The sequence below is a fragment of the Nocardia miyunensis NBRC 108239 genome, assembly GCF_001613065.1.
Taxonomy (GTDB): Bacteria; Actinomycetota; Actinomycetes; order Mycobacteriales; family Mycobacteriaceae; genus Nocardia; species Nocardia miyunensis.
Genome location: NZ_BDBQ01000063.1, coordinates 73489 through 87524 on the forward strand (window position 1 = coordinate 73489; position 14036 = coordinate 87524).

Below are 14036 nucleotides of genomic sequence, written 5' to 3' on the forward strand. Positions count from 1 at the left end.
ACTAGCCCGAATAACGAGGATTTGCGACCTGTAGGCGGGACAGGACGGCGAGCGAGACCACTCGGCGAACCTCGTTGTCGGAGTAGGACAGTGATTCCGAACGCAATCCCGCGGCGAGCTCGGCTTCCGACTTGCAGCCGAGCTCGCCGAGCAGCCCGGCGACCTCGGCGGCGGCCGTGGGCCCGGCTCGGACTTCGCGCGACGCGGTGCCGAGCAGGTTGACGCAGATCCGCAGCAGGAATCGCTGGCGCTGCTGCTCGGCGGTCAGGGTGGGTGCCATCTCCTCGGTGAGCGTCTCGGCGACCAGATCGAGAATCTCGGTGAGGCCGGGACGATCGTGGACCGCGGTCAACGGTTCGGATGACGCTGGGACGCTGACGGATTCGTCGAGCAGGCGCAGGGCGGCCAGCAGATCGTATTCGGATTCGCAGACCCGTCGCCCGATGGCGGCCAGTTCCACCGAGTGCTCGTCGCCGCCGAGATGACGTTCGGCCTGAAATCTGCTCAGCACCAGCCACTTCAGCGTGCCGAACGTCTCCCACCAGTGCAATTCTTCGGAGGTGGGCCGGATTCCGGTGGTCTGCGCGTAACCGTCCAGGAGCTGTTCGCGGGTGCCGAGCCCCCCGACCGGGGCCGCTGCGCCGAAACGCCAGGCGCGCACGCACAACCAGCCCAGATCCTCGACCGGGTCGCCGCGATGAGCCAGCTCCCAATCCAGCACCGCGCGGACGCCGTCCGGGCTGATGAGAAAGTTGCCGAGCCGGAAATCGCCGTGCACCAACGTTTTCCGGCGGGGTGGCGGGCGATGCTCGCGCAGCCAGCGCAGACCCATCTCCACCGCGGGGCGGGGCTCGTCCAGGTCCAGGTAGATCTGCTCGATCGTCTCCAGGGGGTCCTGGTCGTCGAGCGTGTCCAGGGTGTCCAGCGGGGTGCGGTGGATCAGGCCCAGCACGCGGCCGAGATCCGCGGCGAGCCGATCGCGCACCGGGGCGAACTCCGGATCACGGTGCAGCTTACGGGGAATCGACTCGCCCTCGACCATATCCATCAGCAGATACGGTGCGTCGATTCCGGGCGCGGTGTCCGCGGCGGCGAGCACGGCCGGGACGGGCACCCCGGCCGAAGCGGCCGCCCGCAGGCAGGCCGCCTCGGCGCGCATCCGAGTGGCGTCGCCGTGCCCGGGAGGATCGCGGCGCAGTACCGCGTGCACGGGCTCGTCCGCATCGTCACGGGCGGAGACGGCGTAGACCTGTTTACTCGCGCCTCCGGTGAATCGGCGCAGCGAGACCGAGTCGATGGTGCGCCCGGTGGCTTCGCGCAACACCGCGCCAACGCCCTCGGCCAGCGTGATCGACTCCGGCGCAGGGGAATCCGGCGTCACAGCCACGGCGCTGCCTCGGGGGAGCGCAGCAGGCGGCGCGCGGTGGACATGCGGTGCACCTCGTCCGGACCGTCGTAGACGCGGGCGTAGCGCGCCTGCCGATACATGCGTTCGAGCGGGGTGTCGGCCGTCAGGCCGAGCGCGCCGTGCACCTGGATGGCGCGATCGATCACGTTGTGCAGCATGCGCGCACCCCAGAACTTGATCAGCCCGACCCGCACCCGGTAGTCCTCCCCGGCGTCCATCGCGCGGGCCGCGTCGAGCGTCATCAGCCTGGCGGCGTGGATCTCGGCGGCGGATTCGGCGATGTACCGGTGGATTTCGCCCTTCTCGGCGAGCAGCGAACCGTGCGCGTACCGGGTGTTGGCCCGCTCGCACATCAGCTCGTAGGCGCGCTGGGCCTGCCCGAGCCAGCGCATGCAGTGGAAGATCCGTCCGGGCCCGAGCCGATCCTGCGCCACCGCGAAACCCTTGCCGCGCTCGCCCAGCAGGGCCTCGGCCGGGACGCGCACATCGGTGAGCCGGACCTCGTAGTGGTCACTGGGGTCGTGGCCCATGGTCGGGATGGAGCGGACGATCTCGAAGCCGGGGGTGTCGGTCGGCACGATGATCGCGCTGATCCGGGAATGCCTCGGCACGGAATCGGATTCGGTGTTGGCGAACACCGTGCAGTAGGCCGCCTGCGCCGCGCCGGTGGTGAACCACTTGTGCCCATTGATGATCCAGGTGTCGCCGTCGAGTTCGGCGCGGGTGGCGATGAGGGTCGGATCGGATCCGGCGACCTCCGGCTCGGTCAGCCCGACCGAGGGCAGCACATCCCCGGCCACCATGGGCGGAATCCAGCGGCGGCGCTGCTCCTCGGTGCCGTGCCGGTGCAGCATCAGGGTGTCCTGCATGGAGACCGAACCGACGGCCAGCTGGCCGAATTCCGACCGGCCGATGATCTCGTTGAGATAGACGAAATCCAGGAAAGGCACTCCGCCGCCGCCGATCTCGGCCGGATGTCCCAGCGCCCACAGGTGCAGTTCCTTGGCCCGGCCGCGCAGCCGGTCCAGCTCGGCGCCCGCGGCCGCGTCGTCCCGGATCAGCACCGGCTCGGACGCGATGACCTCGCCGTCGATGAATTCCCGCATGCGCGAGGTCAATTCGGCGATACGACCCGCGGGCCGGTCCATTTTCGTCATCACTGCTCCCGTGGCGAGGCGGATACCGCGTAGAGCGGCTGGATCGCGGCCGAGTCCACGTATTCGTCGATACGCGTTATCCGGCCGTCCCGCACCTGCACGAACAGTCCGGCGGCGACCTCCAGCGGCCCGTGGCCCGGCAGGTTACCGCGCACGACGTGCTGCTGGGCGAATCCGTCGGGCAGCGGATAGCGCCGGATGTCCTCGTAGCGAAGGTTTTCCACCGTCCGCGACAGCCAGCGCAGCACCCGCAGATTCTCCGCGACGGTCTCCTCGGCGTTCTTGTCGTTGTGCCAGATGCGCGCATCGGGTGCGTACATATCGGTCAGCGCCGCCGCATCGCCGCTGCTGACAGCGGCGAAGAAGCGATCGGCCAGTTCGTTCACGATTGGGACCTCTTCCCGGGGTGGATGATTCGCTGCTCGTCGGGGCGGATCAGGCGGTCGGCACCGACCGGCCGCCCGCGGCGAGCAGATTGCTGGCGACGGGTTTACCGAGCAGACCGGAGATCAGCCGGGCCGCGTCCAGGGCCCGGTCGATATCGATGCCGGTGGCGATGCCGCCGTCCTCGAACATGTAGGCCAGTTCCTCGGTGGCGATATTGCCGCTGGCGCCCGGCGCGAACGGGCAGCCGCCCAGACCGCCTGCGGTGGAATCGAATTGGCGCACGCCCTCGCCGTACGCGGCCCAGGCGTTGGCCAGCCCCTGACCTCGGGTGTTGTGCAGGTGGACCGCCGGTACCGTCCTGGGCGCGGCAGCCCGGACGCGGCCGAGGACATCGACCATCCGGATCGGTGATGCGGTCCCGATCGTATCGGCTATCGCTAGTGCGTCCGCTCCGGAAGTCATTGCGCTCCTGGCGATCTCGGCCGCTCGCTCCGGCGGTGTCGGCCCGTCGAAGGGGCAGTCGAACGCGATGGCGATGATCACCTCGAGATGCCCGCCCGCGTCGTGCACCAGCTCGGCGATCGGCGCGATGAGCGCGACCGAGGCCGCACTGTCGCGCCCGACGTTGGCCCGGCTGTGCCCGTCCGAGGCGGAGACGACGTACTCGACCCGAGTGACCCCCGCGGCCAGCGCCCGCCGCGCGCCGCCGAGGCTCGCGACCAGTGCGGAGAATTCCACGCCCGGCCACCGATCCAGCTGGGCGGCAACGGCTTGCGCGTCGGCCAGCGATGGCACCGCCCGCGGGGAGACGAAGGAGGTCACCTCGATCCGGCGCACGCCCGTCGCCACGAGCGCGTCGATGAATTCGAGTTTGGCCTCGGTCGGGATCGGGTGCTCGATCTGCAGTCCGTCCCGTGGGCCGACCTCGCGAATATCCACGGCGCTCATGCGATCGTGCCCTTCTCGCGCAGTTGGGTCAGGCGCTCGGCGTCGTAACCGAGCACCTCGGTGAGCACCTCGTCGGTATGCGTCCCCGGACGACTCGCACCGCCCCACCGCACCCCGCCCGCGGTCTCGCTGAGCCGGGGCACCACGCCGACGCCCTTGGCGGGCACCGGGTCGAATCCGGCGTCCTGGCTGGTCAGCGACGGATCGGCATGATCGACGAAGATGCCGCGGGCGAGGAATTGCGGATCGCTCATGACCTCGGCGACGGTGTTCACCGGACCCGCGACCACGCCGTGTTCGGCGAGGTTGTCGATCAGGTCGGTAGCGTTGAAATCCGCTGCCCAGGAACCGATCAGCTCATCGAGTTCGTCCTGGTGCTCACCGCGCGCGCCGTGGTTGACGTAGCGGGGATCGTCGGCGAGTTCGGGGCGTCCCATGGCGGCGGTCAGGCGGCGGAACACCGTGTCCTGATTGGCCGCGATGATCACCCACAGTCCGTCCTTCGACCGGTACAGATTCGACGGGGCGACCCGGTCCAGCCGGGTGCCCGAGGGCTGCCGCACGTGGCCGGTCTTGTGGTAATCGGGGACCGTGGACTCCTGAATGGCCAGCGACGCCTCGGTGAGCGCGGCGTCCACGATCTGCCCGCGCCCGGTCCGCTCACGCACCAGCAGAGCCGCCAGCACGCCCTGGAAGGCGAACAGGCCGGCCAGGCTGTCACCGATGGACAGCGCCATGCGCGGCGGCGCCTGACCGGGGAATCCGTTAAGGTGCCGCAGACCGCTGATGCCCTCGGCGACCGAGGCGTATCCCGGACGCGCGGCATACGGCCCGGTTTGCCCGTATCCGGACACGCGCGCCAGCACCAGCCGCGGATTTCGGGCGGTGAGTTCGTCGTATCCGATACCCCAGCGTTCCAGCGTGCCGGGCCGGAAACTCTCCACCACGACATCGGCCGTGGCCGCGAGATCCAGGAAGATGTCCCGGCCCGCCTCGGTGCGCAGATCCAGGCTCATGCACCGCTTGTTGCGCGCGTGCACGGCCCAGAAGTACTGGTTCCCGCCCTCGGCCTGACCCCAATCCCGCAGTGGGTCGGGACGATCCGGCGCTTCGATCTTGATCACGTCGGCGCCCATGTCGCCGAGCAGGCGACCGCAGTACGGCCCGGCGATGAGCGTGCCGAGTTCGAGGACGCGGAAGCCGTCCAGCGGTCCGGGGGTGGTGCTCGCATCGCCCGTGGGGGAGAGAGCTGATGTCATGGGTGCCTCCTGACTCGGCGCCGATGTGTTACTGCTGGTCCGGATCGAGTCCGAGTGCGCCTACGGACATCCGGTCGAGTGTGTCCAGCAGAGCGTCCTCGTCGGCGTCCTCGCCCTGGATGAGCCACAGGTAGATGGTGTGTTCCACCATCGCGGCCATGACGCGCGCCGCCAGCTCGGGATCGAGTTCGGGGCGGACCAGCCCCTCGCTCTGCCAGCGTGCGATGGCCTTGGAGGTGCGGTCGACGAGCTGGCGGCGGTGTTCGTGCCGCAGCTGCCGGAACTCCTCGTTGAAGGTCGCGACCTGTTCGACGATCGCCATCATCCGGGCGTTGCGTCGATACGCTCGGTAGTAGGAGCGGTTGGCCGCGACGAGTTTCGCGGCGGGGGACAGGTTCGCCGCGGTCGGTTCGCGGCGGTGCATATCCTCGAACAACTGGGTGCTCAGTTCGCCGAAGACGTGTTCCTTCGACTCGAAGTAGCGATAGAAGGTGCCGTAGGAGACGTTGGCCTCCTGCGATATCTGTTCGACCCGGGTGTCCAGGAAGCCGACGGATTCGAAGACCGTCCGGGCGGCGTCGAGCAAGGCCTCACGCGTCTTGCGGCCCCGCGGCGTCAAGGTTTCGGCCGCGGCGGCGGGGCTATTGACAGATGACTTCGCCACGGACCACACTATCCAACAACATGACATGACTGTCAAGTCATTTTGTGGGCGTCCAAGCCGCGCGAGTTCGTGGTCGCGGCCCAGTAGGAAGGAATGCCATGAGCCCCTCCAATCCGAAATACGAACTAGGCGGGATCAATCACCTCGCGCTGGTGTGCTCCGATATGCGTCGAACCATCGACTTCTATTCGGGGACACTGGGTATGCCGTTGATAAAGACTATCGAACTGCCCGGAAACCTGGGGCAGCATTTCTTCTTCGACTGCGGGGGCGGCAACAGCCTCGCGTTCTTCTGGCTCGCCGACGCGCCCGACGCCAGTCCCGGGCTCACCGCCCCGAAGGGGCTGCCCGATGAAGGTGAGCTGCTCAGCGGGGTGGGATCGATGAATCACGTCGCCTTCGCGGTGCCGCCGGAGCGGTTCGACGAGTACTACGAGCGCGTCGCTGCGGAGGGTATCAAGGTCAGCCGGATCCTCAACCACGACGACAGTCCGCGGGGCGTCTCGCGCGAGGTGCACGAGGGAACTTTCGTTCGGTCGTTCTATTTCCAGGACCCCGACGGTGTGCTTCTCGAATTCGCCTGCTGGACACGTACTTTCACCGAGGCAGACGTCGCGCACGAGCCGAAGACCGCTGCCGACCGGCACGTGTCCGCAGGGCTCTGACCGACTTCCCGAATCTCCACCACCCGAGAGGATTACGTACCATGCCGCGTCTTCGCGAAGTACCGCGCGCCGAAGTCACCGACGAACGGATTCTGTTCTTCTACGATCGGCTGTTCGGCCCCGACAAGGATCCGGCCGTCGATCACGGCACCATCCATGCCACTCCCGGTGACTGGTGGACCGTATTCGCTCAGTCCCCGGACGTATTCCGGCATGCGGTAAAGGGTTTCGCCCTCTACCGCAACGCCACACTGGACCCGAAACTGCGTGAGCTCGGCCAGAGCCGGGCCGGATATGCCCGCGGCAGCCAGTTCGTATTCTCCCAGCACTGCAAGCAGATGCGTTCGCTCGGCGTCGCCGAGGAGAAGATCGCCGCGATCCCGCACTGGCAGATCGCCGACTGCTTCTCCGAACTCGAGCGCGCCGTCCTCGCCTACACCGACGGGCTGGTCCTGTCCGGCGGCCGGGTTCCCGACGAGGTGTTCGCGGTGCTCAGGGCCAATCTCAGCGATCCGGAAATCCTGCAGCTGACCTACATCACCGCGATGTACGACATGCACGCCACCATGGCCCGCGCGTTGCGGCTCGAATTCGACGATCGCCCCGAACCCGTCGAGGAAGTGCAGATCCCCGAGGGGGTCGAGGTGGCCGACCTGTCCGCCGATCTGTCTGGAGGACAATGACTTTCGGTATCCGGCTACCGGCAGGCGTTACGCGACCAGCGGAGCGCCCACCGGGAGCCGGAGTTTGCCGCCGATGCCGCCGGCGACGCCCGCCGCCGAGGCGTACCAGGCACACAGCGCGGTGATCACACCGATGTAGCCGCCGATCTTCACGGTGGCGTCGCTGACCGCGAAATTGCCTGCGAACAAAACGATCTCGGTGATCTCCAAGGTGAGGAAGACCGCGAATACCGCGCGGTTCACCTGGGCCGACATGATCAGCATGTAGGTGTTGAAGATCGCGAACGCCAGCAGGATCCAGCCCAGATCGTGCGAGGCGCCCGCGCCCGTGGCGTGCGGGGCCACCAGCCGGGCCCACAGCCCCAGGCCGATCCAGAATCCGCCGTAGGTGGAGAACGCCGTCGCGCCGAAGACGTTGCGGTTGCGGAATTCCCACATCCCGGCCAGTAGCTGACACAGTCCGCCGTAGGCGAAGGCGTAGCCGACCCAAGCGTCGCCGGTGGAGGCGGTCGCCCAACCGGCGTTGACCACCGATAACAGGAATGTGGTGAGTGCGAATGCGCCCAGACCCAGCGGCGCCGGATCGGCTATCGCGGAAGTGGGTTGAACCGTGCGGTCATCGGTGACGCTCATGGTTGATCCTCTGGAGAGTTGCTCGCCTGACGTCGCGTCCGGCGCGAACGCCCCCGGCGCAACGCATTCGTCAGGGTAACTCCGCCCAGGTCGCGAAAAGGCCGGTTTGCCCGCTTCCGGACTTGCGACACGCGCGGGCCCGCGGTGGCGGGATGCGGCCGCGCGACTCGGACACGCCGGTAGGCCGAGGTCGACAACGGATTCCGAAAACACGTGGTAACCGGCGTGTTCGGAGGAAGCGCCGGATGCGTTCGTGGCCGATCGCCGCTGAGGTCCGCGCGGGCACGTTAACCTGGCTGACATTTCGTATCCGCAACGTTGTTGACGCTGGATGTTTCCGACCGGAACCGAAGTGTGGATCGAGGAGGCAACTCGTGCGCTGTCGAATGGTAGTGACGGGGATGGTCGCGGCCGGGGCGTGCCTGATCGCGGGGCATGCTGCGGCGGATCCAGTGCCGCCGGACACGACTCCGACCAGCATGAACATCCCCGGCGTTCCTGGCCGAACCTCGATATCGATGCGGGTGGCGTTCCTGAACCTGCAGTGGGGCACAGCCAACGCCACCCAGTCCCGCGCGGGGCTGTCGTTGGTGAAGCTCTACATGGTGGATTACGCACTCCGCCACGGCGATCGGTCGGCACAGGACCGCCAGCTCGCTGAGCGAATGATCCGCTACTCCGATGATTCGGCGACCGTCGCCATCGCGGCGAAGTATCCGAACGCCATCGATGCCGAGGCCGCCGAATACGGCCTGCTGGCCACGCACTCCGGCCCCACCTGGGGGCAGTCCTACACCAGCACCGCCGACATCACGAAGTTCCTGGACCGCAAGATGACCACCGATCCGGGCTCGCCCGTCCTGCGCTGGATGGCCATGGCGAGTCCGGTGGCCGCCGACGGCACCGCGCAGAACTGGGGCACCGCCCGGGTGCCCGGCGTGATCGGAAACAAGTGGGGCTGGTCGGATCTCGGTCAGCAGCAGGTGGGTTCGGCGTCCTTCGGGCCCGGCTTCGCCATCTCCGCGCAGACCGACGGCACCCCCGCCGACCAGACCGCCGACGTGCTGTCCGCACTGCCGCGATCGGTGCTGGGCGTCCGCCTGCCGGTGCCGTCGCCGAATGCCGGATCGAACCGCTGATTTCAGATGCGCGCGCCCTTGGCGCGATTACAGGACCGGCACAGGACCTGTAGATTTCCCGGACTGGTCGCGCCGCCGCGGCTCAGCGGGATGACGTGGTCGAACTCCAGATAGTGCGTGGCGCCGCATTCGATGCAGGCGCCCCCGTCCCGATGCCACACCTGCGCTTTGATCTCCGGCGGGATCACGCGGGTGTCGCGTCGGCCCGGGGCCAGGGTGAGCCGTTTGGCCACGCGCAGAGCACCTTCCAGCACCGCTGCCACCAGATCCGGGTCCTCGACGTCGAATTCGGCTCCGCCGCGCGCCGAGGTCGCCGCCAGTGCGACCAAGCCGTCGGCGATGGATACGGAAACGATTCGGGACCAAGGGATTTCGATGCCTGCCTCGGGGCCGATGAAACGCAGTTTCTTGTTCGTGCCGATCAACCGGCCAGCCGTGGCGCGCTCACCGCGGGCCAGGTGGCGGATGCGGGTCGCCTCGATGTCCAAGTGGACGCGTTCCTCGGGATCCAGATGCAGCCCGTGCGTGCGCACCACCGGCAACTCCCCGGCACGCAGGCGGGAGAGCGTGCGGCCGCGGTGCATGCGGCGTCGCAATTCCTCCACCTGCGGGCCGGACAGATCCAGTTCCCGCAGGGCGGTGTCGAACTCCTCGACCTCCTGCGCGGTGATCTCCTCGCCGGCGAAGGCGGCCAGCCGCTCGACATATGCCAGACCGGGGCCGCGCAGGGCCGCGCGCCCGGTGTCCTCGGGAATGCGCCGGTAGCGCAGGGCGGTCCACAGCTCGGCCCAGGCCGTGCCGCGCGGGCCGTCGCCGGTCAGGACGCGCCAGGCGCGGGCCCGCCAGCTGTCGAGGTACTCCTCGATCTCGGCGGCGCAGGACCGGCACGGCGCGGGTGCGCCCAGAACACGCCAGCCGCGTCGTCGGCCGCAGTGCGGGCAGACGCGGGCGTCGGGCGTGGGCAGCGGGACGGTCGTATCGGACCACCGCGCGCCGTCCCACCAGCGCAGCGTCGCGCCCTGCGGATGCCAGTCCGGGCGGGGATCCTCCGGCGGTGCGGCCGTGGGGCTTTCGATGGCGCGGTTGCCGAATCCCTTTCGGCGCAGCGAAATCCGGTCGCATCCCGCCGCTGTGTTCGGGGCGATGCCGAAATCTTCGAACAGCTGCGACAATTCGGCCCGAGACCGGTCGAGGGGGCGGAAGAGCCAGCGGTCCTCGTCTCGGCCGAACTCCGCGAACGATATCGCCGTCACCTCGCTCGACCGCGGCGCGGGAACGTCGCGGCGGGCCACCAATCCGGCGGCGTCCCGCACCGCCACCGTCAGAGCCGCGAGTTCGTGCAGTGGACCCTCCGACGAGACGCCCAGCACCATCCGCACGACCGCCGATTCGGTACGGGGCAGTGAGACCGAGAGCCGGGCCGTACGCGGCTCGGGCTCCTGGTCCAGGGTCACCGCCTGCGACGGATGCCGGGGCGCGTTGAAGAACACCGCATCGCGCGGTGTGCGGACCAGGCCGTCCTCGCCGAGCAACAGCGCATGCGCGTCCAGCGCGTGGGCCGAGCGCCACGAAAGTTCCACGCTCAGCAGCGAAGTCGGTATCGGCGTCGCGCCGTTGTCGGTGAAAGTCATCGTCGTGGAACTATGCCAGGCGACACCGACAGACCGTAGGGTCTGTCGTGCGCGGGCGGGACGCGCTCGATGCGGCACGATGGGGGCATGAGCGATCCGAAGGATCCCGCCCGCAAGCCCGGAACGCCCCGCGTGCCCGGCGCGGGTGAGCTGATCGCCGCCGCCCAGGCCGCGGCGGAGGCGGCGCAGCGGGCGGCCGGACAGGCCCTGGACGCCGCGCAGGTGACCGCCGGACAGGCATTCGATACCGCGATCCGGCTGCCGCCGGCCTCGGTGCAGCTCGCCGCGCAGCTGCCGGATCTGATCGAGAACCTCTCGATGGCGATCGATCGGCTCAACCGGACCATCGACCGCCTGGACCGGACCCTGGCGCTGGCCGATCCGGCGTTCGCGGCCTACGACCGGCTGCTGCCGCGGCTCGAGGCGATGGTGTCGATGGGCGAGGAGGTCTTCAACCGCCTGTCCCGGTTGCCGGGTATATCGATGATCGGACGTCTCGCCGGACGGGAGAACGCCCCGTCGGAGCCGATCGATCGGCGCCGGCGCGGGCGGGGACGAGGAAAATAGGACTGCCCACGGCTGCGCCTCGCCGGCGCTCGGCCGGCGTGCCGCCGGTTCGCTCGTTCAGGCAGGCGTATGCGCCGCGGCGACCTCGGTGACGGCGCGCAGCGCGGCGGTCGCCTTGAGCACCATCTCGTGGTACTCCTGCTCGGGATCGGAATCCAGCACGATCGCGCCGCCCGCGCCGACCCGCCAGCGCCCGCCGTACCGGACCGCGGTGCGGATGACGATGTTCAGATCGGCCGTGCCGCCCAGGCCGAGGAATCCGATGGTGCCCGAATAGATGCCGCGCGCTTCGGTTTCCAGGTCGTCGATGATGTCCATGGTGCGCAGTTTCGGCGCACCGGTCATCGAGCCGCCGGGGAAGCAGGCGCGCAGGCAGGCCACCGCGTCCACCTCCGGGCGCAGGCGGCCGCGGATGGTGGTCACCAACTGATGCATCGTGGTGTAGGTCTCGGTGTGCATGAGCGCCGCGACGCGCACGCTGCCCAGCTCGCACACCCGGCCCAGATCGTTGCGCAGCAGGTCGACGATCATCAGGTTCTCCGCGCGGGTCTTGGGATCGGATTCCAGCGCGCGGCGCAGGATTTCGTCCTGTTCGGGGGTGTTCCCACGTGGTGCGGTGCCCTTGATCGGCTTGGTCTCCACCACGCCGGTGCGGTCCACCTTCAGGAATCGCTCCGGCGAGGAACAGGCGACCTCGAGTTCGCCGAATCGCAGGAACGCCGCGTAGGGGGCCGGATTCGAGCGCCGCAGCGCGTGATACACCGCCAGCCCGTCGCAGTCCCGCTCGACGTAGGCACTGTCGGTCAGGTTGACCTCGTATGTCTCACCGGCCCGTAGTTGCGCGTGGATCCGGGCGATATCGGCCAGATAGCGCTGCCTGCCCCGGGTGAGCCGGGATTCCACGGCCCCCTCGTCGGCCGCGAGCTCGAGCCGGATCGGCGTGGCCCGGTCGGGCAGCGTCGCGAGGGCCGCCCGGGTCGTGGACAGCCAATCATCCGCTGCCGCAAGGGTGTCCGCGTCGGCCAGGGCGACCAGATAGGTGTGTTCCGCGACGTGATCGACGACGATCAGGCGATCGGCGAAGATCCACTGCGCGTCGGGCGTGGGTGCGCGATGCCGGGCGGACGCGCCGCAGTCGGCCTTCATCTCGTAGCCGAGATAGCCCACGTATCCGCCGACGAAATCGAAAGGGACATCCGGGAATTCGATTTCGGTGCGGGCCAATTGTCTTGTCAGATAATCGAATACGCTGCCCGGCACGGTAGTGCGACCCGCCCGCCGAGCGATCTCCACCCGCCCCGCGCCCACCCGGTACCGCACCGTCTCGGCCAGTGGACCGGTCGCGTCCCCGAGATAGGAGAACCGGTCGAGCCCCGGTTCGGCATGCGTGCTGTCGAGCCAGAACGCCGTCGCCGACTCTCGGTACAGGGCCAGGAAGACCGCCTCGGCATCCAGTGCGCGATCGATCCGCTCATGCAGCACCGTCAGCGTGATCGGCGGTTCCCCGGTTGCGGACTGGTACCGAGTGGTCGCGGCTATCGCGCTGCGCTGGGACTCGGCGCGTCCGGTCGGCATAGACCCGCTGTGTGGCGATCCGGCCGCGGGTGCGGTGGGGAGTTCGTGATCAGCGGCCGTCGATCGGGTGCCTTCGGTGGGATCTGATGCGGGCCCCGGTCGGACCCCGGGGCGGGTCTTGCGCATGGGTTCACCGTAGTCCGTGTGGCCGGGCAGGTCGGACGGCCTATTGAGGGCGTGTGCCTTCAGTTTCGCGTGTCCTCTGGTGCACAATGTGGGACATGTCTGTGGTGCAACCGGCCGATGTGGACCGTGATGTGGTCGACTTCGCGATCGTCGGCAAGTGGATGGAAGAGCGGGGGCTGCCCGGCGGGCCGTTCGAGGGCGTGAGCGCGCTCGGCGGCGGCACCCAGAACATCATGCTGCGGTTCACCCGCGCCGGGCGTGACTACGTCCTGCGACGCGGCCCGAAACATCTGCGCGCCAAGAGCAATGACGTGATCCGCCGGGAGGCGCGGCTGCTGGGCGCGCTCGCCGGGACGGGTGTGCGCGCGCCGGAGGTGATCGCGGCCTGTCCGGACGAATCCGTCCTGGGCGCGGTGTTCTATCTGATGGAGCCGATCATCGGTTTCAACCCGCAGAACGAACTGCCCGAACTGCACGCCGGTGACCCGGAGATCCGCAGGGGGATGGGTTTGTCAGCGGTGGAGGCGATCGCCCGGCTGGGCGCGCTGGACTACCGGGAGCTGGGTCTCGAGGACTACGGCAAGCCGGACGGCTTCCTGGAGCGGCAGGTGCCGCGCTGGCTCGCCGAACTCGACTCCTACAGCGCCAACGAGGGCTACCCCGGTCCGGAGATCCGCGGTGTGGAACGGGTCGGCGAGTGGCTCGAGCGCAACCGGCCCGCTCGGTGGGAGCCCGGAATCCTGCACGGCGACTGTCATCTGGCCAACATCATGTTCCGCTACGACGGTCCGCAGGTGGCGGCGCTGGTCGACTGGGAGATGTCGACGATCGGCGATCCGCTGCTGGACCTGGGCTGGCAGATCGCGACCCGCCCCGAGCCCGGCACCGCCGGTGCGGGCCTGTTCGGCACGCTCGGCCAGGTCGGCGGGCTGCCCACCGCCGAGGAGATGATCGCGCACTACGGCAAGTTCTCCGGCCGCGACCTGAGCGATATCACCTGGTACACGGTCCTGGCCTGCTTCAAACTCGGCATCGTGCTCGAGGGCACCCACGCCCGCGCCTTCGCCGGCAAGGCCCCCGAGCAGGTCGGCGATTTCCTGCACGCGATCACCCTGGAACTGTTCGAGAAGGCGAATCAACTGGTGGAGTGAATCGTCGTCCTCGTCGGGTGCGGCCGCATCTCGACGAGGTTTG

14 protein-coding genes are annotated in these 14036 nt (G+C 68.7%); 5 read left to right on the top strand and 9 right to left on the bottom strand.

Features of this window, described 5'->3' with window-relative positions; genetic code table 11:
• Position 1: 1 nt before the first annotated feature.
• From NM2_RS27365 to NM2_RS27390, 6 genes are read right to left on the bottom strand one after another with little or no spacing between them, the layout of a single operon-like run.
• Positions 2–1387 carry a phosphotransferase family protein gene (locus NM2_RS27365; RefSeq protein ID WP_067674327.1) on the bottom strand — a complete coding sequence of 462 codons (1386 nt, stop codon included), beginning with the start codon at positions 1385–1387 and terminating at the stop codon, positions 2–4.
• Positions 1378–2565, bottom strand: coding sequence for an acyl-CoA dehydrogenase family protein (locus NM2_RS27370; RefSeq protein WP_174575685.1), 1188 nt, complete (start codon positions 2563–2565; stop codon positions 1378–1380). The genes NM2_RS27365 and NM2_RS27370 overlap by 10 nt, the downstream gene beginning before the upstream one ends.
• The gene (locus NM2_RS27375; protein ID WP_067674329.1) at positions 2565–2951 is read right to left on the bottom strand and encodes a nuclear transport factor 2 family protein; all 387 of its coding nucleotides are present in this window, start codon (positions 2949–2951) and stop codon (positions 2565–2567) included. The genes NM2_RS27370 and NM2_RS27375 overlap by 1 nt, the downstream gene beginning before the upstream one ends.
• Before the next feature lie 49 nt (positions 2952–3000).
• Positions 3001–3900, bottom strand: a complete 900-nt coding sequence (locus NM2_RS27380) for a hydroxymethylglutaryl-CoA lyase (protein WP_067674331.1) — start codon at positions 3898–3900, stop codon at positions 3001–3003.
• The gene (locus NM2_RS27385) at positions 3897–5159 is read right to left on the bottom strand and encodes a CaiB/BaiF CoA transferase family protein (protein ID WP_067674333.1); all 1263 of its coding nucleotides are present in this window, start codon (positions 5157–5159) and stop codon (positions 3897–3899) included. The genes NM2_RS27380 and NM2_RS27385 overlap by 4 nt, the downstream gene beginning before the upstream one ends.
• A gap of 28 nt (positions 5160–5187) precedes the next feature.
• Positions 5188–5823: a TetR/AcrR family transcriptional regulator gene (locus NM2_RS27390; protein WP_067674407.1), complete on the bottom strand. Its 636-nt coding sequence runs from the start codon at positions 5821–5823 to the stop codon at positions 5188–5190.
• A gap of 98 nt (positions 5824–5921) precedes the next feature.
• Between NM2_RS27390 and NM2_RS27395 the strand changes: the two genes are divergently transcribed.
• Together NM2_RS27395 and NM2_RS27400 are read left to right on the top strand one after the other, a co-directional pair.
• On the top strand, positions 5922–6488 hold the full coding sequence (locus tag NM2_RS27395; protein ID WP_067674335.1) for a VOC family protein: 567 nt from the start codon (positions 5922–5924) through the stop codon (positions 6486–6488).
• 41 nt (positions 6489–6529) lie between these two features.
• The gene (locus NM2_RS27400; protein WP_067674337.1) at positions 6530–7171 is read left to right on the top strand and encodes a carboxymuconolactone decarboxylase family protein; all 642 of its coding nucleotides are present in this window, start codon (positions 6530–6532) and stop codon (positions 7169–7171) included.
• Between the two features lie 27 nt (positions 7172–7198).
• Here NM2_RS27400 and NM2_RS27405 read toward each other — a convergent pair whose 3' ends face one another.
• On the bottom strand, positions 7199–7804 hold the full coding sequence (locus tag NM2_RS27405; RefSeq protein WP_067674339.1) for an acetate uptake transporter: 606 nt from the start codon (positions 7802–7804) through the stop codon (positions 7199–7201).
• A gap of 374 nt (positions 7805–8178) precedes the next feature.
• Here NM2_RS27405 and NM2_RS27410 point away from each other — a divergent pair, with 374 nt between their 5' ends.
• Positions 8179–8943, top strand: a complete 765-nt coding sequence (locus NM2_RS27410) for a serine hydrolase (RefSeq protein WP_174575686.1) — start codon at positions 8179–8181, stop codon at positions 8941–8943.
• A 2-nt stretch (positions 8944–8945) separates the two neighbouring features.
• On the opposite strand, the gene NM2_RS27415 is transcribed toward NM2_RS27410, so the two are convergent.
• Complete coding sequence (locus NM2_RS27415; protein ID WP_067674343.1) at positions 8946–10574, bottom strand: HNH endonuclease; 1629 nt, start codon at positions 10572–10574, stop codon at positions 8946–8948.
• An 87-nt stretch (positions 10575–10661) separates the two neighbouring features.
• Here NM2_RS27415 and NM2_RS27420 point away from each other — a divergent pair, with 87 nt between their 5' ends.
• Complete coding sequence (locus tag NM2_RS27420) at positions 10662–11141, top strand: hypothetical protein (RefSeq protein WP_067674345.1); 480 nt, start codon at positions 10662–10664, stop codon at positions 11139–11141.
• A 57-nt stretch (positions 11142–11198) separates the two neighbouring features.
• Here NM2_RS27420 and pabB read toward each other — a convergent pair whose 3' ends face one another.
• Positions 11199–12716 carry an aminodeoxychorismate synthase component I gene (gene pabB / locus NM2_RS27425; protein WP_067674348.1) on the bottom strand — a complete coding sequence of 506 codons (1518 nt, stop codon included), beginning with the start codon at positions 12714–12716 and terminating at the stop codon, positions 11199–11201.
• A 221-nt stretch (positions 12717–12937) separates the two neighbouring features.
• On the opposite strand from pabB, the gene NM2_RS27430 reads away from it, so the two are divergent.
• Complete coding sequence (locus NM2_RS27430) at positions 12938–13993, top strand: phosphotransferase family protein (RefSeq protein WP_067674350.1); 1056 nt, start codon at positions 12938–12940, stop codon at positions 13991–13993.
• Positions 13994–14036: the final 43 nt, after the last annotated feature.